The sequence below is a fragment of the Pseudomonas sp. L7 genome (genome assembly GCF_046605565.1).
Classification (GTDB): Bacteria; Pseudomonadota; Gammaproteobacteria; order Pseudomonadales; family Pseudomonadaceae; genus Aquipseudomonas; species Aquipseudomonas wayambapalatensis.
Map to the genome: position 1 here is coordinate 3,927,036 of NZ_CP176784.1, position 22,148 is coordinate 3,949,183.

A 22,148-nucleotide genomic window follows, 5' to 3' on the forward strand; every position below is an offset into this window, starting at 1 on the left:
GTTTCCTCGAGAAAAAACGCAGCGGTCCTGGGGCAAGGGCCATCAATGGCGTAGTGATCGGCGTACATGGCGCCTCCATTTGTTGTTGTGTAGGCCCGACTGCAGGAGTGGGCTGATGCACTTGGCAATGTCCGTCATATCAGCGCGGGACGGGGCTTTGGGCAATAGCGCGAATGGCCGATGGAAGGCTCTGCGGCGCGGCATGCGGCAAGATCTGTTTACACCAGCCTGGAAAGCAGGAAACCGAACGGTAATCCCGGCAGATTCCGTATAAGTTTCGTTACAAGATGGTTCAAATACTTTCCAGCATGACGAAAAACGCTTCCTGTTCAGCAGCTTGAAGGCTCGCACTTTTCGACCAGGCACAAAAAAGCCAGCCCGAAGGCTGGCCCTTTCACCGCCGCATGCGATCAACCACGCGGTTTACCGCGACCACGGCCGGCTGGTTTGTCGCCTTCCGCACGCGCAGGACGCTTGCGCATCTCGCTAGGACGTTCGGCAACGGCGCTGCCGCGGCTACCCTTGCGCGGCGCTTCCTCACGTGCCGGACGCGCCGGGCGCTCGCTGGCCGCGCGTGGCTGACGCTCGCCGGCGTCCTTGGCGGGGCGCAGGTCACGCACGCGCTCGCCACGACCCATGGGGCGCGTGGACTTGCGCTGCAGACGCTCGAGCTTGTCCTTGGCCTTGAGGTTGAGGGTCGGCAGCGCCACCGGCTGCAGCCCGACTTCGGCAGCGAGGATGTCGATCTCGCCCTGGCTCATTTCACGCCAGCGGCCCATCGGCAGGTCGGAGTTGAGGAACACCGGGCCGAAACGCACGCGCTTCAGGCGGCTGACCACCATGCCCTGGGACTCCCACAGGCGACGCACCTCACGGTTGCGGCCTTCCATCACCACGCAATGGTACCAATGGTTGAAGCCTTCACCGCCCGGCGCCTTCTGGATATCGGTGAACTTGGCCGGGCCGTCCTCGAGCATCACGCCCGCCTTGAGGCGCTCGATCATCTCGTCGTCGACCTCGCCACGGACACGCACCGCGTACTCGCGGTCCATCTCGTAGGAGGGGTGCATCAGGCGGTTGGCCAGTTCACCGTCGGTGGTGAACAGCAGCAAGCCCGTGGTGTTGATATCGAGACGACCGATATTGATCCAGCGGCCTTCTTTCGGGCGCGGCAGGCGGTCGAACACGGTCGGACGGCCTTCCGGGTCGTCACGGGTGCAGATCTCGCCGTCTGGCTTGTTGTACATGATGACGCGGCGGGTCGCCTCGGCGGCTTCCTCGCGCTTGATCAGCTTGCCGTCGACAGCGATGGCATCGTGCAGGTCGACGCGCTGGCCGAGGGTGGCCTCGACGCCGTTGACCTTGATGCGACCCTGGCTGATCCAGGCTTCGACGTCACGGCGTGAACCCACGCCGATGCGTGCCAGCACTTTCTGCAGCTTTTCGCCGGACGGCGGGGTGATCTGGGTTTCTTGCAGGTCTTTGTCACTCATCTGGGCACCTCCCGGTGTACGGTGTAGTGAAAGCGGTTTGGCGGCGAATGCACCAAGGGGGCGCGCATTGTACGCGGTTCATGGGGCGGGTGCATCGGGGTGATGAAGTTTTTCTGCTCGGCGGTTAGCCCGCAAAACGCCAGCGCAGATCAAGGCTTGTCCTCGTCCTCGACCACATCCTCTTCCTCGCGTAAATCATCAAAGTCGATCTTGAGCCCCTCTTCCATGGCATCCAGCTCCACCAGCAGGCTGCGGAAGCTGGTTTCCTCCTTCGGCTCACCCTCGCCCTCCAGCTCATCCTCGCCCAAGCTGGCATCGGCCAACGCCTGCAGGTGCGCGGGCACAGGCGCATCGTCCAGGTCGTCGAGCACAGGCTCTGGCTCCATCTCGCGCAGTTCGGCCAGCGGCGGCAACTCATCGAGGCTCTTGAGATTGAAATGATCGAGAAACGCCTTGGTGGTGGCGAACATCGCCGGACGGCCCGGCACCTCGCGGTAGCCGACGATGCGGATCCACTCGCGCTCCATCAGGGTCTTGATGATGTTGCTGTTGACGGCCACCCCGCGCACGTCCTCGATCTCGCCCCGAGTGATCGGCTGGCGGTAGGCGATCAAGGCCATGGTTTCGAGCAGCGCACGGGAATAGCGCTGCGGGCGCTCCTCCCACAGGCGACCGACCCAGGGCGCGAAGTCCTCGCGAATCTGCAAGCGGTAGCCGCTGGCCACTTCCTTGAGCTCGAAGGCGCGACCGTTGCACGACTTGCCAAGCACCTCCAGGGCCTTCTTGAACACGGCCGGCGCCGGACGTTCTGCCTCCTCGAACAACTCGAAGAGGCGCTCCAGGGACTGCGGCTTGCCAGAGGCCAGCAGAAAGGCCTCGATCAGCGACGCCAGGTCGCGGGGTTCGTTCAGGTTCATCGGCGCTCTTAACTGTCACTCGGCCCGGGCACGGACATGGATCGGGGTGAAAGGCTCATTCTGCACCAGTTCGATCAGCGATTCCTTCACCAGCTCGAGAATCGCCATGAAGGTGACCACCACGCCGAGCTTGCCCTCCTCGACGCTGAACAGCTCGATGAAGGGTACGAAGCCGCCGCCCTTCAGACGCTCGAGCACCTCGCTCATGCGCTCGCGGGTCGACAAGGTCTCGCGGGTGATCTGGTGGCTTTCGAACAGATCGTTGCGACGCATGACCTCAGCCATGGACAGCAGGATCTCCTCCAGCGCGACTTCCGGCAGCAGCTTACGTACCTTGGCCTGCGGCGCCTCCAACTGCGGCACCAGCACTTCGCGACCGATCCGCGGCAACTCGTCGATGCCCTCGGCGGCAGCCTTGAAACGCTCGTACTCCTGCAGGCGGCGGATCAGTTCGGCGCGCGGATCGCCCTCTTCTTCCTCGACTTCACTGGAGCGCGGCAGCAGCATGCGCGACTTGATCTCGGCGAGCATCGCGGCCATCACCAGGTACTCGGCAGCCAGCTCCAGTCGCACCGACTTCATCAGCTCGACGTAGCCCATGTACTGCCGGGTGATCTCGGCCACGGGGATGTCGAGGATGTCGATGTTCTGCTTGCGGATCAGGTACAGCAGCAGGTCCAGCGGGCCCTCGAAGGCTTCGAGGAAGACCTCCAGGGCATCCGGGGGAATGTACAGATCAACCGGCATTTCGGTGAGGGCTTCACCGTAGACCAGCGCCAACTGCAGTTGCTGCGGCGCTTCGGGGGCCTGCACCTGGCTCACGCGTTGACCAAGAAGGGCGTGGGGTCGCCGCAGCCTGCGCGGATCAGCTGTGGCTCGTCACCGGACAGGTCGATGATGGTGGACGCCTTCAGGTCGCCGAAGCCACCGTCGATGACCAGATCGACGTGGTGCTCCAGGCGTTCGCGGATTTCGTAGGGATCGGTCATCGGCTCATCGTCGCCGGGCAGGATCAGGCTGACGCTCATCAACGGCTCGCCCAGTTCCGCGAGCAGCGCCAGGGTGATGCCATGGTCCGGCACGCGCAGGCCGATGGTACGGCGTTTTTCATGCAGCAACAGGCGCGGCACCTCGCGGGTCCCGTTGAGAATGAAGGTGTAAGGGCCGGGGATATGGGCCTTGAGCAGGCGGAAGGTGCCGGTATCGACCTTGGCATACAACCCCAGCTGCGACATGTCGCAGCACATCAAGGTGAAATTGTGCGTTTTATTCAGGCCGCGCAGGCGCCGGACCCGCTCGATCGCCGCCTTATCGCCGATCTGACAACCCAGGGCGTATGCCGAATCGGTCGGATAGACCACCACCCCGCCCTTGCGGATGATCTCCACGGCCTGCTTGATCAGGCGCGCTTGCGGGTTCTCCGCATGAATCTGGAAGAATTGACTCACGTAATCGTCCTGTTCATACCGCCATAGGCTGTTCATGGCTGAATCGGCGCCACAGAGGTGGCAGGTCCTCGGGCAATGGCCGGTAGGCACCGATCTCGCCCCAGGTGCCGGGGCCGTGGAAGTCACTGCCAGCGCTTGCCAGCAGGCCGAACTCACGGGTAAGGATGGACATCGTGCCCACTTGCTCGGGCGGCATCATGCCATTGACCACTTCAAGCGCCTGCCCTCCCGCTTGAATATAGTCGGCGATCAGGCGTCTGCGCTTGCTGCGAGTCAGTTCGTAGTGCATGGGATGGGCCAGGCTCACCCAAGCGTTGGACTGGCGAAGGGTCCCGACAGTTTCCTCGAGCGTCGGCCAATGCAGCTTGACGTCGCCCAGCTTGCCGGCACCCAGCCATTTGCGGAACGCCTCACCGCGGTCCTTGACGTGCCCGGCGCGCACCAGGAACTCGGCGAAGTGCGGGCGCGCCGGGGCGTTGCCACTGTCACCCAGCTCCTGCTGTACGGCACGCGCGCCCTCGAGCGCATCCGGCATGCCCTTGCCCGCCAGACGCCTGGCGATATCCTCGGCGCGCAGCCAGCGACCACGGTGCAATTGCTCGATGGCCTCCAGCAGGGGCGGCGCATCGAGGGGGAAGTTGTAACCCAGCACATGGATGGTCGCCCCACCCCAGGTGCATGACAGCTCCACCCCGCTGACCCATTGCATGCCCAGGTCAAGACACGCCTGGCGCGCCTCGGGGAGCCCTTCGAGGGTGTCGTGATCGGTCAGCGCCAGCGTGCGCACCCCGTACTCGTGGGCGCGGGCGACCAGTGCCGTGGGCGACAGGGCGCCGTCGGAGGCCGTGCTGTGACAGTGCAGATCAACATTCATGGAGGAGCGCTTTCGCCGGAATCGATGTTTGTTATTATGCCGTCACATCCCGCTTCTGGCTGCCACTGTGAAACAATTCATCGATTTCATCCCGCTGCTGCTGTTCTTCATCGTCTACAAGCTGGACCCGCGCCCGGTCGAATTCGCCGGTCAAAGCTTCGAGTTCGGCGGTATCTACAGCGCCACGGCGATGCTCATCCTCAGCTCCGTGGTGGTCTACGGCGCGCTGTTCCTGCGCCATCGCAAGCTCGAAAAAGGCCAGTTGCTGACACTGGTCGCGTGCCTTGTCTTCGGTGGCCTCACCCTGGCCTTCCACAGCGAAACCTTCCTCAAATGGAAGGCGCCGGTGGTCAACTGGTTGTTCGCCCTGGCCTTCGCCGGCAGCCACTTCATCGGCGACCGGGTTCTGATCAAGCGCATCATGGGGCACGCACTGACACTCCCCGAAACGATCTGGAACCGCCTGAACGTCGCCTGGATCCTGTTCTTCCTGGTCTGCGGCGCAGCCAACCTGTTCGTCGCCTTCACGTTCCAGGAGTTCTGGGTCGACTTCAAGGTCTTCGGCAGCCTGGGCATGACCGTGATCTTCCTGGTGGCCCAGGGCGTGTACCTGTCGCGCCATCTGCACGACGCCGACCCTTCCACCTCCAAACCCAAGGATTGACATGCTCTACGCCATCATCGCCAGCGACGTCGCGAACTCCCTGGAAAAACGCCTGGCTGCCCGCCCTGCGCACATCGAGCGCCTGCAGCAACTCAAGGCCGAAGGTCGAGTGATCCTGGCCGGCCCGCATCCGGCCATCGACAGCAACGACCCGGGCGCTGCAGGTTTCACTGGCAGCCTGATCGTCGCCGAGTTCGACTCCCTTGCCGCCGCACAGGCCTGGGCCGACGCCGACCCGTACATCGCGGCAGGCGTGTACGAGAAGGTGGTGGTCAAACCGTTCAAGCAAGTGCTGCCCTGAGCCCGATCGTTTCTGTTCGCGTGCAAGCCGTGACGACGACTTGCACGCGAACAGGCCCAGGCAATCCACGGATTCATCTATTGCGACCTACTGCCGACAACCTTCTGAATCGAACAAGAATCAGGAGTTCCGATGCGCCAAGGTCCGATGTCCCTGCTGCTTTTCTGGCTGTTGCTGCTCTCTCCCCTCGCTCTCGCCGAACAGCCTCTGTCGCTGGAAGCTGGCGCGCGCATCACCGAGCTGCAGCAGCGCCTGGAAGACAGCGAGAAACAGCGCGCTGCGCTGAGCAAACAGCTGCAAGATGCCGACAGCGCCCGGGAAAGCACCCAACTCGAACGCCTGCGCCAGGACAACCAGCGCCTGCAGGCTGCGGTGGAAAAACTGCAGGCCAGCAGCCCCCTGCACCTGCTTACCGACCAGCAGCAATGGTTCCTGATCGGATCGGTCGTTGCACTGTTGTCGGCAGTCTGCGGTATCTTAGCCAGCGGCGGACACAGAAGACGCCGACAATGGTTGAATTGAGTGAGTCATGAGCGAGCTGTTACTGATTGATGATGACCAGGAGTTGTGCGAGCTGCTCGGCAGCTGGCTGACCCAGGAAGGCTTTGCGGTCCGCGCCTGCCACGACGGCGAGAGCGCGCGCCAGGCCCTGGCCGCCCACGCCCCGGCGGCGGTGGTGCTGGATGTAATGCTGCCCGATGGCAGCGGTCTGGAACTGCTCAAGCAACTGCGCAGCGACCACGCCGAACTGCCGGTACTGATGCTGTCGGCCCGTGGCGAACCGCTGGACCGCATCCTGGGCCTGGAGCTGGGTGCCGACGATTACCTGGCCAAACCCTGCGACCCGCGTGAGCTGACCGCTCGCTTGCGTGCCGTGCTGCGCCGCAGCCACCCGGCGGCGCCCAGCACCCAGATCGAGATCGGCGACCTGGCCTTCAGCCCCGTGCGCGGGGTGGTCAGCATCGATCAGCGCGAGATGAGCCTGACACTCTCCGAGAGCCGCATCCTCGAAGCCCTGCTGCGTCAACCCGGCGAGCCATTGGACAAGCAGGAGCTTGCACAGATCGGCCTGGGCCGCAAACTGACGCTCTATGACCGCAGCCTGGACATGCACGTCAGCAACCTGCGCAAGAAGATCGGCCCCCACGCCGATGGCCGCCCCCGCATCGTCGCCCTGCGCAGCCGCGGCTACTACTACAGCCTGTAAACGCCGCGGGGCGGCCCTGCCCCGCAGCGACACCTTCATTTGCGCAATGGATCGTCCCAGAACGGGCGCTCCACCTCCTGCAGGGTATCCGCCCGACTCAACCCCAGATCGTGCAGCGCATCGTCGCTGAGGCTGGCCAATTGCCGCCGCTGGCGGTACAGCTGTTGCCAGCGCAGCAGTCGCTGAAGCGCCTGTGCGAGAAGTTGGCCCAAGGAGAAGGGGGTGTGCGTGACGCCGAAATGACCTTTCATCGTGAAGCCCTCCGTGTGAGTGGCTTCAGTCTCGCGCTGGGCTTAGGATCAATCCAACGAATGTTTCTTATGTCTTGCATCTGGAGAATTGATGCAATGTCCACCTACCAGAGTCTCGACGCCGAGGTCCTGCGCACCTTCGTCGCCATCGCCGAACAAGGCGGCTTCACCCGCGCCGGGGAGGTCGTCAACCGTACCCAGTCGGCAGTGAGCATGCAGATGAAACGCCTGGAGGAAGACATCCTCCAGCGCCAGTTGTTCGAACGCGACGGACGCCAGGTGCGCCTGACCGCCGAGGGCCAGGTGCTGCTGGGTTACGCCCGGCGCATCCTCAAGCTGCACGGTGAGGTGTTCAACACCTTGCGCATGCCGCACATGGTCGGCGTGGTGCGCATCGGCACTCCAGACGACTACGCCATGCGCTTTCTGCCGGCGATTCTCGCCAGCTTCGCCTGCAGCTATCCGCTGATCCAGGTGGAGGTGCATTGCGAGCCATCGAAGCAGTTGATGCAGCGCCAGGACCTGGACCTGACCATCATCACCCGCGAGCCAGGTGCCGAGGTGGGCCAGCTGCTGCGTCAGGAGCGCCTGGTATGGGCAGCCGCCAAGGGCTTCTGCCCCCACGAACAGAGCCCGATGCCCCTGGCGATGTTCAACACCGACTGTTTCTGCCGCACCTGGGCCTGCAACGCCCTGGACCATCAGGGGATCGATTACCGCATCGCCTACACAAGCCCAAGCCTGGCGGCCATCTTTGCCATCGTCGGCGCAGGCCTGGCGGTTACAGCCCAGTTGCAGAGCCTCATCAGCGACCCTCTGTGCATCCTCGGCGAAGACCAGGGCCTGCCGCAGTTACCGGTGGCCAATGTGATGCTGCTGCGCAATGCGCAAAGCCACTCGCCGATCACCGACTGCATGGCCGACTACGTGATCGACGGCTTCAGGTAAACGCGATTACAGCTCCAGGCCCAGCATCACCGCACAGACAATCAGAAACACGCAGAACAGCGTACGCAGCACTTTCTCGGGCAACGCATGGGCCAGCTTCACGCCCCAGCTGATGCTGAGCAGACCGCCCACCGCCAGTGGAATACCGGCATGCCAGTCAACGCTGCCATGAACGCCATAGGTGAGCAGTGTCACCATGGTGCTCGGCGCCGCAAGCGCCAGCGACAGTCCCTGGGCCACCACCTGGGTGGTACCGAACACGCTGGTCAGGATCGGCGTGGCCACTACCGCGCCGCCAACACCGAACAGCCCGCCCATGCTACCGGCGAAGCAACCCAGCACACCCAGCCAAGGCCAGGGATAACGCAACTGGCTGCTCGGCGGGCTGACCTTCATGAACATGCGTGCCACGTTCCACACCGCCAGCGCCACCAGGAACGCGACGAAACCCAGGCGCATGGAGTGCGCATCGAGCCCGACCGCCCAGATCGACCCCAGCCACGCAAAAATGAAACTGCACAGCGAAAGCGGCACCGCATGGCGCAGTTCGATGCGGTTGCGTTGATGGTAGCGCCACAGCGCCAGCAGCACGTTGGGCACTACCATCACCAACGCCGTGCCCTGGGCCAGTTGCTGGTCGAGACCGAACAGCACTCCCAGCGCAGGAATAGCAATCAACCCGCCGCCGATGCCGAACAGGCCACCCATGGTGCCCAGCGCCGCGCCTAAAACGATGTACATCACCCACTCGATCATCAGTGCCTCATCCGACAGCATTCTCAATCCAGGCATGCTACCCAGTGCAGGCTGGCGGGGAAACGCACAGCAGCGCACAATGGCTTTGCGTTTTACGCAAAAGCATGGAAAGGGTCATGAGTCCAGATATCCTCACCGAACAACTGAGTCTGTTTCTCGACGTGCTGGAAACCGGCAGCTTCTCTGCCGCCGCGCGTCGTCACCCCTTGACGCCTTCGGCAGTCGCACGACGCATCGACAACCTGGAAAACGCCGTGGGCAGCCGCCTGTTCGTGCGCAGCACCCATGCCGTGCGCCCGACCCCAGCGGGCAATGCCTTCGCCGAACGCGCCCGGCGCATCATCGAGGAACTGCGCCTGGCACGCGCTGAAGCGGTATCCCTGAGCAATGCACCGGAAGGCCTGATCCGCATGGATGCCCCGGCAGCCTTCGGACGCCGTCACCTGGCACCCGCGATCGCCGACTTCCTGGTGGCCTACCCCGGGCTCGATGTGCAACTGCGCCTGATCGACAGTTTCGTCGACATGCACGGCAGCCACCTGGGCGAGGTCGACCTGGTGCTGCGCGCAGGCACTCTGGCCGACACACGACTGGTCGCCACACCGCTGGCCTACATGGTGCGCATCGCCTGCGCCAGCCCGGCCTACCTGGCCGCGCGAGGTGTGCCTACCTGCCCCAGCGAGCTGCCGCAGCACGACGGCCTGGACTGGGATGGCCTTGCACCACCGTTCGCCTGGCGCTTCGCCGTCGATGGCCAGGTGCGCCTGTACCGCCCGGCACGCCTGCGTATGACCGCCAACAACGCCGAAACCCTGCTGTTCGGCGCCCTCGCCGGCCTCGGCATCGCCCATCTGCCCACCTGGCTGGTCAGCGAATACCTGCTACGGGGTGAACTGCTGCCGCTATTCTGCGAAAACGGCCTGCCCGGACCGGAAACCACCGGTATCTATGCACTGCGGCTCGAACATGAAACGAACTCTCGCAGCCGCTTGCTGCTCGAATTCCTCAAGAGCCGCTTCAGCCCGGTCCCTCCCTGGGACCTGGCGCTACGCAGTGGACTGCGTGGTTGATGAGCGCGCTAACGATCTGCGTGCTAGATTCTTAACTGAACTCATTCAAGGACTTGCATGAACGCCGACACCAAAGCCCCCTGCGACGAGCTGCTGCTGGACAACCAGGTGTGCTTCGCCCTGCACTCCACCTCGTTGCTGATGACCAAGGTCTACAAACCCTTGTTGCAGGCCCTGGGCCTCACCTACCCGCAATACCTGGCCATGCTCGTGCTGTGGGAGGAGGACGGCCTGACCGTAGGCGAAATCAGCCAGCGCCTGTTGACCGACCCCGGTTCGCTCACCCCGCTGCTCAAGCGCCTGGAAAGCGAAGGCCTGCTCAAGCGCACCCGCAGCCGCGACGATGAGCGCGTGGTGCTGGTGCAACTGACCGACAAGGGCCGTGATTTGCGCGATGAGGCCCGCAAGGTGCCGCACTGCATCCTGGAAGCCTCCGGGCGCACGGTGGAACGCTTGCAGAAGCTGCAGGCCGAACTGCTCGACCTGCGCGACAGCCTGCAAAAAAGCCTCTGAGGACTATGCTGTGAAAGCCTGTCGGACGAATGGTCGAAAATTTATCTTGCGCACTAAATAATTGCGCGCTAATTTAAACCCACACCCACCCAGCGCCAAGGCGCACAGCACACAAGCGAGGCTCAAGATGCAAAAGGTCACTCCCCTGTACATCGCAGAAGCAACCTCCACTGGTGGTCGCGACGGCAAATCCCGCTCCAGCGACGGCAAGCTCGAAGTCAAGCTGAGCACCCCTAAAGAACTGGGCGGTGCTGGCGGTGAAGGCACCAACCCCGAGCAGATGTTCGCTGCCGGCTACTCGGCCTGCTTCATCGGCGCGCTGAAGTTCGTCGCCGGCCAGGAGAAGAAAGCCCTGCCTGCCGACGCCTCGATCACCGCCAAGGTCGGTATCGGCCAGATCCCCGGTGGTTTCGGCCTGGACATCGACCTGCACATCAACCTGCCGGGCCTGGCCCAGGCAGATGCCGAAGGCCTGGTGGAGAAGGCGCACAAAGTCTGCCCATACTCCAACGCCACCCGCGGCAACGTCGATGTGCGCCTGCACGTGACGGTCTGAGTAAACGCCAGACACAAAAAACCCGGCCAAGGCCGGGTTTTTTGTGGGTCGCAAGAAGATTACTTCTTGGAACGGCCCTTGAAGCTGTTGTCGCGAGTGTCGATGTCGATCCACTCGTCGATCTGGATGAAGTCAGCTACCGAAATCTCGGTACCGTTCTTCAGCTTGGCAGGCTTCATGACCTTGCCCGAGGTATCGCCGCGAGCAGCGTTCTCGGTGTAGACAACCTGACGGCTGATGGTGGTCGGCAGTTCAACCGATACCAGGCGGCCTTCGAAGAAGACGGCTTCGCAGACATCTTCCATGCCTTCTTCGATGTACGGCAGAACGGCGTCGATGTCTTCGGCGTTCAGCTCGTACATGGTGTAGTCGGTGGTGTCCATGAAGGTGTACGAGTCACCGCTGATGAACGACAGGGTCGCTTCTTTGCGATCCAGGATCACGTCGTCCAGCTTGTCGTCCGCACCGTAGACGGTTTCGGTCTTGTAGCCGGTCAGCAGGTTCTTCAGCTTGGTCTTCATGATCGCGCTGTTACGGCCCGACTTGGTGAATTCCGCTTTCTGGACCAGCCACGGGTCGTTGTCGATCCGCAGTACGGTACCGGGTTTCAGCTCTTTACCAGTTTTCATTACGAAGTATCCGAATCTGGATGGATTTATAAAAATCGAGGCCGCATATCATATCCAATTTCGGTAAAACTGTACCAGCGCTGTGGCAAGGTCCGGCCGAGTGGCCTGTTCCAGACACCATTGCCGGGCGTGCGTCTGCAGTTGCGGCCAGTGTTTGAGCACCCCGCGCCAGGCCTCGCCCATGTCACGATCCATGTTCCAGGCACGCCACAACGCCACCAGCGCATCTGCGGCATCGTCCGACAGCCCCTGTCGATAGATCTTGAGAAAAGCCTCGAGCTTTTCCCAGTGAGCATTCTCCTCTTGCACGTAGATGTGCCACAGCAGAGGGCGCCCGGCCCACTGGGCACGCACGAAGGAATCCTCGCCGCGCACGGCATTGAAGTCGCAGCACCAGAGGATACGGTCGTAGTCGTCCTGGCTGACGAATCGTAGCACCTGCAAGGTCAGCGCCCCGCGCTGGCGCACCTCGCCCACGGCCAGTCGTTCACCCAGCCACGCATGCAGGTCGGACAGGATTCGACCTTCGGGGACCAACAGGTGGGTGGGCTGATCGTCTGCCGCCAGGGCTTCCAGCCAATGGCCCAACTGTGCGTTCTCGTAGGCGAACAACGACATCAGTCGCGCCTCGGGCGCAGGTTTCACGCCGAGGCCGGCAAGGAATGCCTTGCGCGCGGCAGCATCCTCCTCGAACGCAGCACGCTTGCCCAGCAGTTCGCCTTCACGCAGCAAGCCGCCGGTATTGGCGGTGAAGCCTGGGAAGAAAAACACTTTGCGCAGGCCATTGGGTTGTGGCGAAGGCAGCCCATGACAACCCTCGACCCAGTCCTCGGCGCTCAGGTATTCGAGGTTCAGCCACAATGCCGGTGTCGAGCGCTCGGCCAAGGCTTCGACATAGGCCGCCGGTAGTTGGCAACCGAAGGCACCGATCACCACCTCGGCGGTTTCGCATGCGGGCCAATCGACCGGCCAATGGCATACCTCGACGCCTTGCTGATATTGCCGCTCGGCCTGTGGATCAGCCTCCGGGCAGAGGCGTGCGAACGCCTGCAGGTCGTCCACCCAAAGCCGCACGGTCAACGCATGCTCATCGGCGAGCTGGCGCGCCAGGCGCCAGGTGACGCCAATATCGCCGTAGTTGTCGACGACCGTGCAGAAAATGTCCCAGGTGGCTTTCACGACCACTCCCCTCGCAGCGCAGAAAACCATGGATTGTGCGGATAAACCGGCACCGACAAAAGCGCTACCCGAACCCGGCAATAAAACAAATCGCACAGCCATGCGACAATGGCCCCTTAATCGACCCCTGCCAGGAGGCCACGATGCCCCGTCGCCGCGAACTGAAGATCACCCTGAACCCTTTGCAGTTGATTGTCTGCGTGGCCATCGGCCTGTGGCTCGGCGCCGTGGCCATCGCCCTGAGCCTGTGGCTGGCCTGGCAGTTGTGGCCGCAGCAGGTCGCACCACTGGCCCAGGCAGTGGCCCCGGCACGCACCGCCCCCGCCCCGGTTGCCCCGCCGCAACCGGCCGACGCGCAGCAGGCGATGTTCGAGCGCTACAAGGAAATCCTGAATACACAGCAGGCCCAACAGGCCATCGAGGCCAACCCGCGCAACCTGAACAACCCCAAATGCCAGTTCTGGCTACAGCAGAACCGCAATGCACCGACCGACAAGAGCCAGGCCAACGTGCTGGAGTTCTGCCGCTGACCATGGACAAGCCAACCCTGCTCGCACGCATCATCGACACCCTCGTGCACGACATGGAGGTGCTGCGACGCGCCGCCCAGACCGCCTACGAAACCGCCACTGCCGAAGAGAACATCGCCGAGAACAAGTACGACACCCTGGGGCTCGAAGCTTCCTACCTCGCCACCGGCCAGGCGCGCCGTACCGCGGAAATCCGCCAAGCGCTGCTGAGCTACCAGCAGTTGCTGCTGCGCGACTACGATCCGGCGCGGGGGATCCAGCTCAGCAACCGGGTAACGCTTGAAGACGAGCAAGGTCGCCAGCAGTTGCTGTTTCTCGGCCCCGAGGGCGCCGGACTGAAAATCGGCGAAGGCCCTGGACTGGTGACCGTGATCACCCCGCGCTCGCCGCTTGGCAAGCAGTTGATCGGCAAGAAACTCGATGACGAAGTAAGCCTGATGCTCGCCGGGGTGGCGCAGGTGCAGTTCGTAGTCGAAGTCGACTGACGGCAGGATTCAGACGCCTGCCATCGCATCGAACTGATTCGCCAACCCCTGCGCCTCGAAACACGCCACCAGATAGTCGATGAACGCGCGGGTCTTGCCCGGCAGCAGCTTGCGCTCGGCGTAGTAGACGCTGACGCTGCCATCGTCCACATACCAGTCCGGCAACACCCTGCACAGCCGTTTGCTGGCAAAGTACGGCAAAGCGAACGGCATGCTCACCAAGGCAATCCCCAACCCTTGCTCCGCCGCAGCACAGGCTGCATCCGAGTCGCTCATGGTCATCGCCTGGCGCAATTGCAGCGGGCGCTGCTCCTGGCCGCGGCTGGTCAGGGGCCAGGAACGCACTCGCCCAGTCTGCGGCGAACGGATCAGGATGCCGTCGTGCTGGGGTAGTTGTTCCGGCATCTGGATCGGCGCGTGCCGCTGCAGGTACTCAGGCGCCGCTACCAAGACCCGGTGTGCAGGCGCCAACTTGCGCGCAACGACACCCGGCGGCAGGTCGAAGCCGCCGCCGATAGCGGCATCGAACCCTTGGCCGATGAGATCGACCTGGCGGTTGTCGAAATGCCAGTCCGCGGTGATTGCCGGGTATCGGCGCAGGAACTCCCCCAGCAACGGCAGCACGTACAAACGCCCGAACACGATGCCCATGCTGACCCGCAGCACCCCGGCCGGCTGGCCTTCGCTGCTGGCCAGGTTGGCGACGGCGTACTGGATGCTGCGAAAACTCTCGCTCACTTCACCGAGAAAGCGTTGCCCGGCCTCGGTCAGGGTCAACTTGCGCGTACTGCGCTGGAACAGGCGCACACCCAGGCGGGACTCCAACTGGGCGACGTTCTTGCCCACCGCCGCAGGCGTGATCGACAAGCGCCGGGCGGCCTCGGCGAAGCTGCCGACCTCGGCACTGGTGATGAAGCACTCGAGGCTGCTGAAGGATTCCATGGGCGATTCCCAACCAGAAGTTCACTCTGACGATAGCGATTGCCATCTTATCAGCAGGTAATACCCAGCCGATACTGGGCTCATCCAAGGCACACCGCCTTGCTCGCTTCAGGAGAGCAGCATGTCCCACGTATCGAACCTCGAAGGCAAAGTCGCCCTGGTCCAGGGCGGTTCCCGCGGCATCGGCGCCGCCATCGTCCGGCGCCTGGCCCGCGAAGGCGCGCAAGTCGCCTTCACTTATGTCAGCTCCGCTGCCCCCGCGCAGGCCCTGGCTGATGCCATCAACGCCGAGGGGGGCCGCGCCCTGGCCTTGCGCGCCGACAGCGCTGATGCCAGTGCGGTGCAGCAAGCGGTGGAAGATACCGTCAAAGCCTTCGGCCGCCTCGACATCCTGGTCAACAACGCCGGTGTACTGGCCGTGGCGCCAGTGACCGAATTCGACCTCGACGACTTCGACCGCATGCTGGCGATCAACGTGCGCAGCGTGTTCGTAGCGAGCCAGGCTGCGGCCCGGCACATGGGCCAGGGCGGCCGGATCATCAACATCGGCAGCACCAACGCCGAACGCATGCCGTTCGCAGGCGGCGCGCCCTACGCCATGAGCAAGTCGGCGCTGGTCGGCCTGACCCGCGGCATGGCCCGCGACCTCGGGCCCCAGGGCATCACCGTCAACAATGTGCAGCCTGGCCCGGTGGACACCGATATGAATCCGGCCAACGGCGAGTTCGCCGACAGCCTGATCCCGCTGATGGCGATCGGACGCTACGGGCATGCCGATGAAATCGCCAGCTTCGTCGCCTATCTGGCCGGCCCGGAAGCTGGCTACATCACCGGTGCCAGCCTGCTGGCCGATGGCGGGTTCGCCGCCTGAGGCCATGGCGACAGGGAGCGGCCCAATGGCCGCCCCTATCCGCCGGCCGCCACGAAGGCTTCGTCCACCCGCGCCAGCTGCGCTTCGCTCAAGGTCCCCGCCTGGTAATGCAGCTTGATCCAGGCCAGCAGGTAGTCGTAGCGCGCCCGCGCCAAGTCACGCCGGGTGGTCGCCAGTTGCTGTTCGGCATTGAGCACATCCAGATTGACCCGCTCGCCCCCTTGCACACTCTTGCGCGTCGACACCACCAGAGCCTCGGCCGCCTGCAGCGCCCTTTCGTAGGCGCGCAGGCGACTGGCACCGGACTCGCAGGCGTTGTACTGCTTGCGCAGCTCGATCAAGGTGCTGCGGGTATTACCGTCGAGCTCGTACTCGGCCTGCTCCAGATGCCGGCTGGCCTGGCGCGTCGAGGCGCTGACGCCACCACCGGCAAACAGCGGCACGCTGATTTCGATACCGACGGTGTTGGTGTCGTAGCGCTGGTTGTAGGTGTTACCGCTGTCCGACTCCTGGCGCCGCGAAGTCGCGAAGGCGCTGACCTTGGGCAGGTGCCCGGCACGATTGCGCTCGACCTCGTAACGCGCCACTTCCAGCGCATGGCGCTGCGAGCCGAGCTGCGGGTTGCTGGCCAGGGCCAGCGATTGCCAGGCCTCGTAACCGCTGGGCATCACCTGCGGCAAGGCAAAGCCGCTGCGCAGGGGGGCGAGCATGTCGATCTGCACCGCCGGTTCGCCAATCAACGCGCCGAGTTCACGCAGGGCGGCATCCTCGTCGTTACGTGCCTGGATTTCCTCGGCATCGGCCAGTTCGAAACGCGCCTGGGCCTCGAGAATGTCAGTGCGCGTCCCCTCGCCGGCCTGGAACAGGCGCTGGTTCTGCTGGAATTGCTGGCGGTAGGCCTGCTTGCTTGCCACGCTGATAGCGATCTGGTCTCGGGCGTACAGGGCCTGGGTATAGCTGGTCATCACTCGCACCAGCAACTGCTGGCTCTGGTCGCGAAAGCTTTCGTCGGCGAACAGCGCCTGGGCCACCCCTTTGCGATAGGCCGCATAGGCTTCGTAGTCGAACAACGGTTGCTGGAGGATGAAGGTCGAGCCATAGCTGTCATAGCGCCTGTCTTCGCTGGAGCGACGCGAATCACCGAGGTAGCTGGCCTTCGAATCGTTACGGCCCTTGTTGTAGCTGTAGGAAAGGTTGGGCAGCAAGCCTGCGCGGCCGATGGCCCGGTACTCCTGGCCCGCCTCACGGGCCTTGAAGGCTGCAAGGTAGGTCGGATCGCGGCGCAGCGCCTGCTCGTAGACCTGGAACGGCCCCATGCTGGCCTGGGCCAGTGTCGGCAGCAGCACGAAGGCCAGCAGCAGCCTGGTTGCAGATGTGTTCATCAGCGCGTCCTTATTGTTCGGTCAAGGCGCTGCCTGCACGGTCGAGCAGGGGCTTGAACAGGTAGTTGAGCAGCGAGCGCTCGCCAGTGCGCACGAACAGTTCGGCTGGCATGCCCGGGCGGATCGCCAAGCCCTGCAAACGCGCCAGCGCCTCTTCGCTGACGGTGCTGCGCAGCACGTAGTACGGCTGGCCACTGCGCTCGTCGAGTAACTGGTCGGCCGACACCAGCGCCACTTCGCCGGTGACCCGTGGCGTGCTGTTCTGGTTGAAGGCTGTGAACAGGATATCGACCGGCAACTGCGGCGCGACCTTGTCCACCAGGTTCACCGGCAGGCGCCCTTCCACCTCCAGCGCCGTACCTTGCGGCACGATCTCCAGCAACGTGTCGCCTGCCCGCACCACTGCACCTTCGGTGTGTACCCCCAGGTTGACGGCGATGCCGTCGGCTGGCGCGAGGATCTCGCTGTGACGCAACTCGAAGCGCGCCGAGTTGAGCTGCTGCTCCAGCGTCGCGGCCTTGACCTGGGCCTCGGCCAGTTGGGTGCGCACCTCTTTCTGGTATTCCTCACGGCGCTGCTGCAGGTTGAGCCGAGCCTCGACGATGCCCTGTTCCAGGCGCGCGCTGTCGCCCGCGTTCTGCGCCAGGTCACGTTGCACCTGGGACAACTGACGCTGGTATTCGAGCACCCGATTGCGCGGGATGTAGCCCTCGCCAGCCAGCGGGCGCAGGTTGTCCAACTGCTCGCGCAGGGAGTCGGCCTGGGCCTGCAGGTCGCCCCGTGCCCGGCGCATGCCGGCCAGTTGGGCCTGGGAGCCTTCGATGCTGGCCGACACCGCGCCCTGTTCACGGGCCAGGGCCTGGCGACGGCTGTCGAACAACTGGCGCTGACCTTCAAGAACCAGGCCGAGTTGCGCGTCGGACTCATCCATCAGCTCAGCAGGAAACTGCACCTGCCCCGCGTTGTCACGCTCACCGCGCCAACGCGCCAGGCTGGCCAGGGCCAGGCGGTACTGGGCCTGCAGCGCCTCGACATCTGCCTGTACCTGGGTACGGTCGAGACGGAACAGCGGCTCACCCTGACGCACCGTCTGCCCTTCGCGGACCAGAATCCGGCTGACCACCCCGGCAGCCATGGACTGCACTGCCTTGCGCTTGCCCGACACCACCACGGTGCCCTGCACCGCCACGCCCTGATCCAGCGGCGCAAGGCTGGCCCAGGCCATGAACCCGCCAAACCCCAGCAGGGTCAGCAGCCAACCAAGGCGGACATAAAAACGCGCATCGCTTGTCGTGCGGCTCATGCGCCACCTCCGGCTTGCAGCGGCCGCTGCGTGGTGCCCTGGCCCAGCGCCTGGAGAATATCCCGCGCAGGGCCAAACGCCTGCACACGCCCGTCGTTCATCACCAGCAGCTTGTCGGCCTGGGCCAGCGCCGCACTGCGATGGGTCACCAGCACCACAGTGCGTCCCAGCGCCTTCAACTGAACGATGGCATTGGCCAGCGCCGCCTCGCCAAGGCTGTCGAGGTTGGAGTTGGGTTCGTCGAGCACGATCAGGCACGGGTTGCCATAGAGCGCACGCGCCAGGGCAATGCGTTGTTTCTGGCCTCCGGAGAGGTCGCCGCCGCCCTCGCCAAGGCGTGTGTCGTAACCCTGCGGCAAGCGCAGGATCAACTCATGCACACCTGCCAGGCGCGCCGCTTCCACCACTTTGTGGCCATCAAGTTCGCCGAAGCGGGCGATATTCTCGGCGATGCTGCCGCGCAGCAGCTCGATGCCTTGCGGCAGATAGCCGATATGCGGACCAAGCGCATCGCGGTCCCATTGGCAAAGCTCGGCGCCATCCAGGCGCACCTGGCCCGCCAGTGGTTGCCAGACGCCAACCAGCAGCCTGGCCAGGGTCGACTTGCCAGAGCCCGAAGCCCCCAGCACCCCCAGCACCTCACCGGGTGCCAGGGCAAAACTGACCTGCTGCACGGTAGCCACCCTGCGCCCCGGTGGCCCGCCGCTGACCTGCTCGATGGACAACTGGCCGCCAGGCGCCGGTAGCGGCATTGGTAGCGCCGGTTCAGGGTGCTCCTGCAGCAGGGTTTCCAGACGCTTGTAGGCCAACTGGGCACCGCTCCACTGCTTCCACACCGCGATGAGCTGGTCGATTGGCGCCAGCACCCGGCCCATGAGAATGGAGCCGGCAATCATCATGCCCGGCGTCATCTGGCCCTCGATCACCAGCAACGCCCCAAGGCCCAGCACCAGCGACTGCAAACACAAGCGCAGGGACTTGCTGGTGGCCGTGATCACTGCCGACGTGTCGCTGGCACGGTTCTGCAACTCGAGAAAGCGTCCGTGCAAGGCAAACCAGCGCTGACGCAGCGCACCGAGCATGCCCATGGCCTGGATGCTCTCGGCGTTGAGCAGTTGGCTGCCGGCCAGGCTGCTCGACTGCTGCTGCAGGCTGCTTGCCTCGGCCAACGGGCGCTGGGTCAGGCGTTCGTTGAGCACAGCCAGCAGCACCAACAGCAAGGCTCCGGCACTGGCGAGCACACCCAGCCAGACGTTGAACAGGAAGATCACCGCCAGATACACCGGAAACCACGGTGCATCGAAGAAGGCGAACAACGCGGGGCCGGTGACGAACTGACGCACTTGGGTCATGTCGTTCAAAGCCTGGCCAGCGGCGCCATCACCTTGGCGCAAGTGACGCTCGAACGCGGCGCGATAAATCCGCAGGTTGAAGCGCTGCTCCAGTCGATGGCCGACTCGAATCACAATGAAACTGCGCACCGCCTCCAGTACGCCCATATAGACGAAGAAACCCACCACCATCAGGGTCAACATCCACAAGGTGGTTTCATTCTGCGAAGTCAGTACACGGTCGTACACTTGCAGCATATATATCGATGGCACGAGCATGAGAATATTGATCAACGCAGTAAAACAACCGACGCTGATCAACGTCGATTTGAATTCGCCAAGTGCCGCCCACAGAAGTGCGCCGGGCCTGTTGCTCGGAAGTTTCATGTTTCGCCCTTATGGCCGTTATAACCTGGCCGGGTAATTAGTTGTCCACACGCTCCAGCACCACTGCACTGCCGGCAGCAGACGTCCAGGTATAGCGACCGGCGCCCTGGCGGCTGAAATGCACCACCGTGCTGCCATCGCTGCCCACCAGGGCCAAGGTGTCGGGGGTCACCAGCCAACTGCCCGGGCGCACGCCGAGCAAGGTTTCGGCGCAGGCCAGGTCGCCGTCCAGCGCGCCCTCGCTGGCGGCCAGGTTCAGGCTGCAGGCGCTGGCCTGCTGCGGTTGCGCATAAAGCTGCCAGCGCCCGGCCAGTTGCGCGGCGTTGGGGAGTAGCAGGCTGCTCGCCATACCTACCTCGGTCATCGACATCAGGGAAATCGCGGCCAGCGCGATCATTCGTTTGATTGCTCGCATCCACCCACCTCACGTGGCTGGGAGCGACCCATGCAATACAGCGTGAGCCGCTCCCGGCCCATCAGACCACGATATCCGTGGCGACGGCCTGACCCACCGTGGTCACCAGGAAGTCAGCCAGGCTGTTTCCGGTGAAATCGATGGACAGACTGCCCAGGTTGGTCGCCTGGTCATAGCTCAGGACCGCCTCGCCGGCATGTCCGGTGAAGGCGCTGACGAACTCCAACGGCAGCTTGCCCTGGGAAAACGCCGAGATCGCAGACAGATCGATCTTGTCCTGACCACTGACGAAATCCATGATCCGATCCGGCGCACTGACCGTGGAGTCGCTGATGGCGCCATAGACGAAGGTATCCGCACCGCTTCCCCCCCAGAGGGTGTCAGCCCCGCCACCGCCGTAGATGATGTCGTTGCCGGCACCGCCCTTGAGCACGTTGGCCACCGCGTTGCCAATCAGCAGGTCGTTGCCCGAACCGCCGATGGCGTTCTCCACCGTCACGCCCTTGGCGATCGAGACGTTGCCGATCATGCCGCCAACATCGGAGAACGAAGCCTCGTTGAGGTTGATCTTCTGGTTCTGGGTGAACCCGGAGAAATCCAGGGTGTCGTTGCCACCACCATCCCACACGCTGAACACCACCTTCGACGACGCCGAGGTAGCCGAGTAGAAATCGCGGTCGGCGGTGGAGTTGAAGCCATACACGGTATCGCCCGAGCGGGTGGCGTAGTTGGCGCCGTAGAGCTTCTGGATGGCGGCGATGTCGTCCATCAGCGGGGCCGAGGCATAGTACTGCCCGCCGCCCTTGACGAAGTTCTGCGCCGTGTTGCTCTCGCTCCAGTAGCTCATGACACTGTAGCCACGGGTGTCCTGCGCATACGAAGCGTCACGATAGCTCGGATTGCCTTCGCCGGCGTTGTAGTCGCCGGGATGGGACAGCCCGAGTACGTGACCGATCTCGTGGGTCAGGGTCTGGCGGCCGTAGTTGCCGGTGTCCGGGTTGATGTTCACCTGATAGCCGCTGTTGATCAGGTACCAGGACTCACCCTTGTGCGAACCCCGGCCATCGAACGGCAGGTAGGCAAATGCCGCCCCGCCATTGCTGGCGCTGAAGTTGCCGAAGGTCATGTGCCCGTCGCCGCCCGAAGCGGCTTCGGTAAAGGTCACCTTGGCCACATCGCCCCAGGACTCCATGGCCAGCTTGGCCTGGGCCTTCTGCTGGTTGTTGAACTGGCTGAAGCTGCCCAGGCCACGGCTGACGAAGTCCGCCGGTGCCTTGGTCAGGAAGGTGTAGGTGAGGCTGATGGTGCCGTCCTTGTTCAAGTCCTTCCAGGACGCCCCGTCGCGCAGCAGCTGGGTGGCTGCCTGGTCGACGGTGAACGAAGGTTTGCCATTGATGTTCGCGCCACCGCGATCGTACTGGTGGGCGAAGTTGTTGATCAGCCCGAAGGCCGAACTCGGCCCGTTCGGCTGCAACACCGAGGCGGCGGAAACAACAGCATTTGCTTTGACTTTCGACATGCAGACACTTCCTTGTTTGCGGAATAGTTGATGTTCGACAGGAACGCTCAAACTTTCGGCGAGAGCATCCTGTAACTCGCCCTTGTGAGGCGCAAAAAAACTGACACATCCTGAAACTTTCTGTCCAGTGTTTTTTGACGTCATTTTTTCTGCGTGAATCATCATCTGCTGTATCGC

26 protein-coding genes are annotated in these 22,148 nt (G+C 63.6%); 11 read left to right on the forward strand and 15 right to left on the reverse strand.

Annotation, left to right across the window (positions count from 1 at the left end):
• Nucleotides 1–410: 410 nt before the first annotated feature.
• From rluB to ACK3BK_RS18085, 5 genes are all read right to left on the reverse strand, one after another.
• Nucleotides 411–1,493 carry a 23S rRNA pseudouridine(2605) synthase RluB gene (gene rluB / locus ACK3BK_RS18065; protein ID WP_186666501.1) on the reverse strand — a complete coding sequence of 361 codons (1,083 nt, stop codon included), beginning with the start codon at nt 1,491–1,493 and terminating at the stop codon, nt 411–413.
• 149 nt (nt 1,494–1,642) lie between these two features.
• Nucleotides 1,643–2,410, reverse strand: coding sequence for an SMC-Scp complex subunit ScpB (gene scpB / locus ACK3BK_RS18070; protein ID WP_186719089.1), 768 nt, complete (start codon nt 2,408–2,410; stop codon nt 1,643–1,645).
• Between the two features lie 15 nt (nt 2,411–2,425).
• The gene (locus tag ACK3BK_RS18075; protein WP_402758576.1) at nt 2,426–3,124 is read right to left on the reverse strand and encodes a segregation and condensation protein A; all 699 of its coding nucleotides are present in this window, start codon (nt 3,122–3,124) and stop codon (nt 2,426–2,428) included.
• 104 nt (nt 3,125–3,228) lie between these two features.
• Nucleotides 3,229–3,858, reverse strand: a complete 630-nt coding sequence (locus tag ACK3BK_RS18080) for an L-threonylcarbamoyladenylate synthase (RefSeq protein WP_411383007.1) — start codon at nt 3,856–3,858, stop codon at nt 3,229–3,231.
• Between the two features lie 13 nt (nt 3,859–3,871).
• Entirely contained in the window at nt 3,872–4,732 is an 861-nt protein-coding gene (locus ACK3BK_RS18085) for a PHP domain-containing protein (RefSeq protein ID WP_411383008.1), read from the reverse strand.
• A 67-nt stretch (nt 4,733–4,799) separates the two neighbouring features.
• Here ACK3BK_RS18085 and ACK3BK_RS18090 point away from each other — a divergent pair, with 67 nt between their 5' ends.
• The 4 genes from ACK3BK_RS18090 to ACK3BK_RS18105 all read left to right on the forward strand — a co-directional run bounded on the left by ACK3BK_RS18090 (nt 4,800) and on the right by ACK3BK_RS18105 (nt 6,904).
• Nucleotides 4,800–5,396: a septation protein A gene (locus ACK3BK_RS18090; protein WP_186666507.1), complete on the forward strand. Its 597-nt coding sequence runs from the start codon at nt 4,800–4,802 to the stop codon at nt 5,394–5,396.
• A gap of 1 nt (nt 5,397) precedes the next feature.
• A complete protein-coding gene (locus ACK3BK_RS18095) occupies nt 5,398–5,697 on the forward strand; it encodes a YciI family protein (protein WP_186666509.1) in 300 nt (99 codons plus the stop codon).
• Between the two features lie 147 nt (nt 5,698–5,844).
• The gene (locus ACK3BK_RS18100) at nt 5,845–6,219 is read left to right on the forward strand and encodes a translation initiation factor 2 (protein WP_411384492.1); all 375 of its coding nucleotides are present in this window, start codon (nt 5,845–5,847) and stop codon (nt 6,217–6,219) included.
• A gap of 7 nt (nt 6,220–6,226) precedes the next feature.
• On the forward strand, nt 6,227–6,904 hold the full coding sequence (locus tag ACK3BK_RS18105) for a response regulator transcription factor (RefSeq protein WP_054891952.1): 678 nt from the start codon (nt 6,227–6,229) through the stop codon (nt 6,902–6,904).
• Between the two features lie 35 nt (nt 6,905–6,939).
• On the opposite strand, the gene ACK3BK_RS18110 is transcribed toward ACK3BK_RS18105, so the two are convergent.
• A complete protein-coding gene (locus tag ACK3BK_RS18110; protein ID WP_186666513.1) occupies nt 6,940–7,155 on the reverse strand; it encodes a DUF1127 domain-containing protein in 216 nt (71 codons plus the stop codon).
• A 96-nt stretch (nt 7,156–7,251) separates the two neighbouring features.
• On the opposite strand from ACK3BK_RS18110, the gene ACK3BK_RS18115 reads away from it, so the two are divergent.
• Nucleotides 7,252–8,103, forward strand: a complete 852-nt coding sequence (locus ACK3BK_RS18115; RefSeq protein ID WP_186666515.1) for a LysR family transcriptional regulator — start codon at nt 7,252–7,254, stop codon at nt 8,101–8,103.
• Between the two features lie 6 nt (nt 8,104–8,109).
• Here the strand turns inward: ACK3BK_RS18115 and ACK3BK_RS18120 are convergent, their stop codons facing one another.
• Nucleotides 8,110–8,859, reverse strand: a complete 750-nt coding sequence (locus tag ACK3BK_RS18120; RefSeq protein ID WP_186666678.1) for a sulfite exporter TauE/SafE family protein — start codon at nt 8,857–8,859, stop codon at nt 8,110–8,112.
• Nucleotides 8,860–8,975: 116 nt separating this feature from the next.
• Here ACK3BK_RS18120 and ACK3BK_RS18125 point away from each other — a divergent pair, with 116 nt between their 5' ends.
• The 3 genes from ACK3BK_RS18125 to ACK3BK_RS18135 all read left to right on the forward strand — a co-directional run bounded on the left by ACK3BK_RS18125 (nt 8,976) and on the right by ACK3BK_RS18135 (nt 10,998).
• Nucleotides 8,976–9,929 (forward strand): LysR family transcriptional regulator, encoded by a 954-nt coding sequence (locus tag ACK3BK_RS18125; protein ID WP_411383009.1) that lies wholly within the window; start codon nt 8,976–8,978, stop codon nt 9,927–9,929.
• 57 nt (nt 9,930–9,986) lie between these two features.
• Entirely contained in the window at nt 9,987–10,442 is a 456-nt protein-coding gene (locus ACK3BK_RS18130; protein ID WP_411383010.1) for a MarR family winged helix-turn-helix transcriptional regulator, read from the forward strand.
• A 127-nt stretch (nt 10,443–10,569) separates the two neighbouring features.
• Complete coding sequence (locus tag ACK3BK_RS18135) at nt 10,570–10,998, forward strand: organic hydroperoxide resistance protein (RefSeq protein ID WP_011532840.1); 429 nt, start codon at nt 10,570–10,572, stop codon at nt 10,996–10,998.
• 59 nt (nt 10,999–11,057) lie between these two features.
• Here the strand turns inward: ACK3BK_RS18135 and efp are convergent, their stop codons facing one another.
• Both efp and earP read right to left on the reverse strand, forming a co-directional pair.
• Entirely contained in the window at nt 11,058–11,627 is a 570-nt protein-coding gene (efp, locus tag ACK3BK_RS18140; RefSeq protein WP_028691737.1) for an elongation factor P, read from the reverse strand.
• A 48-nt stretch (nt 11,628–11,675) separates the two neighbouring features.
• Nucleotides 11,676–12,806 (reverse strand): elongation factor P maturation arginine rhamnosyltransferase EarP, encoded by a 1,131-nt coding sequence (gene earP, locus ACK3BK_RS18145; protein WP_411383011.1) that lies wholly within the window; start codon nt 12,804–12,806, stop codon nt 11,676–11,678.
• Nucleotides 12,807–12,949: 143 nt separating this feature from the next.
• Between earP and ACK3BK_RS18150 the strand changes: the two genes are divergently transcribed.
• On the forward strand, nt 12,950–13,336 hold the full coding sequence (locus tag ACK3BK_RS18150) for a hypothetical protein (RefSeq protein ID WP_186711667.1): 387 nt from the start codon (nt 12,950–12,952) through the stop codon (nt 13,334–13,336).
• 2 nt (nt 13,337–13,338) lie between these two features.
• Nucleotides 13,339–13,821 carry a GreA/GreB family elongation factor gene (locus ACK3BK_RS18155; RefSeq protein WP_186711668.1) on the forward strand — a complete coding sequence of 161 codons (483 nt, stop codon included), beginning with the start codon at nt 13,339–13,341 and terminating at the stop codon, nt 13,819–13,821.
• A gap of 9 nt (nt 13,822–13,830) precedes the next feature.
• Here ACK3BK_RS18155 and ACK3BK_RS18160 read toward each other — a convergent pair whose 3' ends face one another.
• Nucleotides 13,831–14,763, reverse strand: a complete 933-nt coding sequence (locus ACK3BK_RS18160) for a LysR family transcriptional regulator (RefSeq protein ID WP_411383012.1) — start codon at nt 14,761–14,763, stop codon at nt 13,831–13,833.
• A 121-nt stretch (nt 14,764–14,884) separates the two neighbouring features.
• On the opposite strand from ACK3BK_RS18160, the gene ACK3BK_RS18165 reads away from it, so the two are divergent.
• Nucleotides 14,885–15,634, forward strand: coding sequence for a 3-oxoacyl-ACP reductase family protein (locus ACK3BK_RS18165; protein WP_186666524.1), 750 nt, complete (start codon nt 14,885–14,887; stop codon nt 15,632–15,634).
• Nucleotides 15,635–15,669: 35 nt separating this feature from the next.
• On the opposite strand, the gene ACK3BK_RS18170 is transcribed toward ACK3BK_RS18165, so the two are convergent.
• The 5 genes from ACK3BK_RS18170 to ACK3BK_RS18190 all read right to left on the reverse strand — a co-directional run bounded on the left by ACK3BK_RS18170 (nt 15,670) and on the right by ACK3BK_RS18190 (nt 21,971).
• Nucleotides 15,670–17,016 (reverse strand): TolC family outer membrane protein, encoded by a 1,347-nt coding sequence (locus tag ACK3BK_RS18170; protein WP_411383013.1) that lies wholly within the window; start codon nt 17,014–17,016, stop codon nt 15,670–15,672.
• 10 nt (nt 17,017–17,026) lie between these two features.
• Nucleotides 17,027–18,319, reverse strand: coding sequence for an HlyD family type I secretion periplasmic adaptor subunit (locus ACK3BK_RS18175; RefSeq protein ID WP_186719081.1), 1,293 nt, complete (start codon nt 18,317–18,319; stop codon nt 17,027–17,029).
• Entirely contained in the window at nt 18,316–20,037 is a 1,722-nt protein-coding gene (locus ACK3BK_RS18180) for a type I secretion system permease/ATPase (RefSeq protein WP_186666530.1), read from the reverse strand. Before ACK3BK_RS18180 ends, ACK3BK_RS18175 begins: the two co-directional genes overlap by 4 nt.
• Nucleotides 20,038–20,074: 37 nt before the next feature.
• Nucleotides 20,075–20,452, reverse strand: a complete 378-nt coding sequence (locus ACK3BK_RS18185) for an AprI/Inh family metalloprotease inhibitor (RefSeq protein WP_186711674.1) — start codon at nt 20,450–20,452, stop codon at nt 20,075–20,077.
• Nucleotides 20,453–20,513: 61 nt separating this feature from the next.
• On the reverse strand, nt 20,514–21,971 hold the full coding sequence (locus ACK3BK_RS18190; RefSeq protein WP_186711675.1) for a serralysin family metalloprotease: 1,458 nt from the start codon (nt 21,969–21,971) through the stop codon (nt 20,514–20,516).
• Nucleotides 21,972–22,148: the final 177 nt, after the last annotated feature.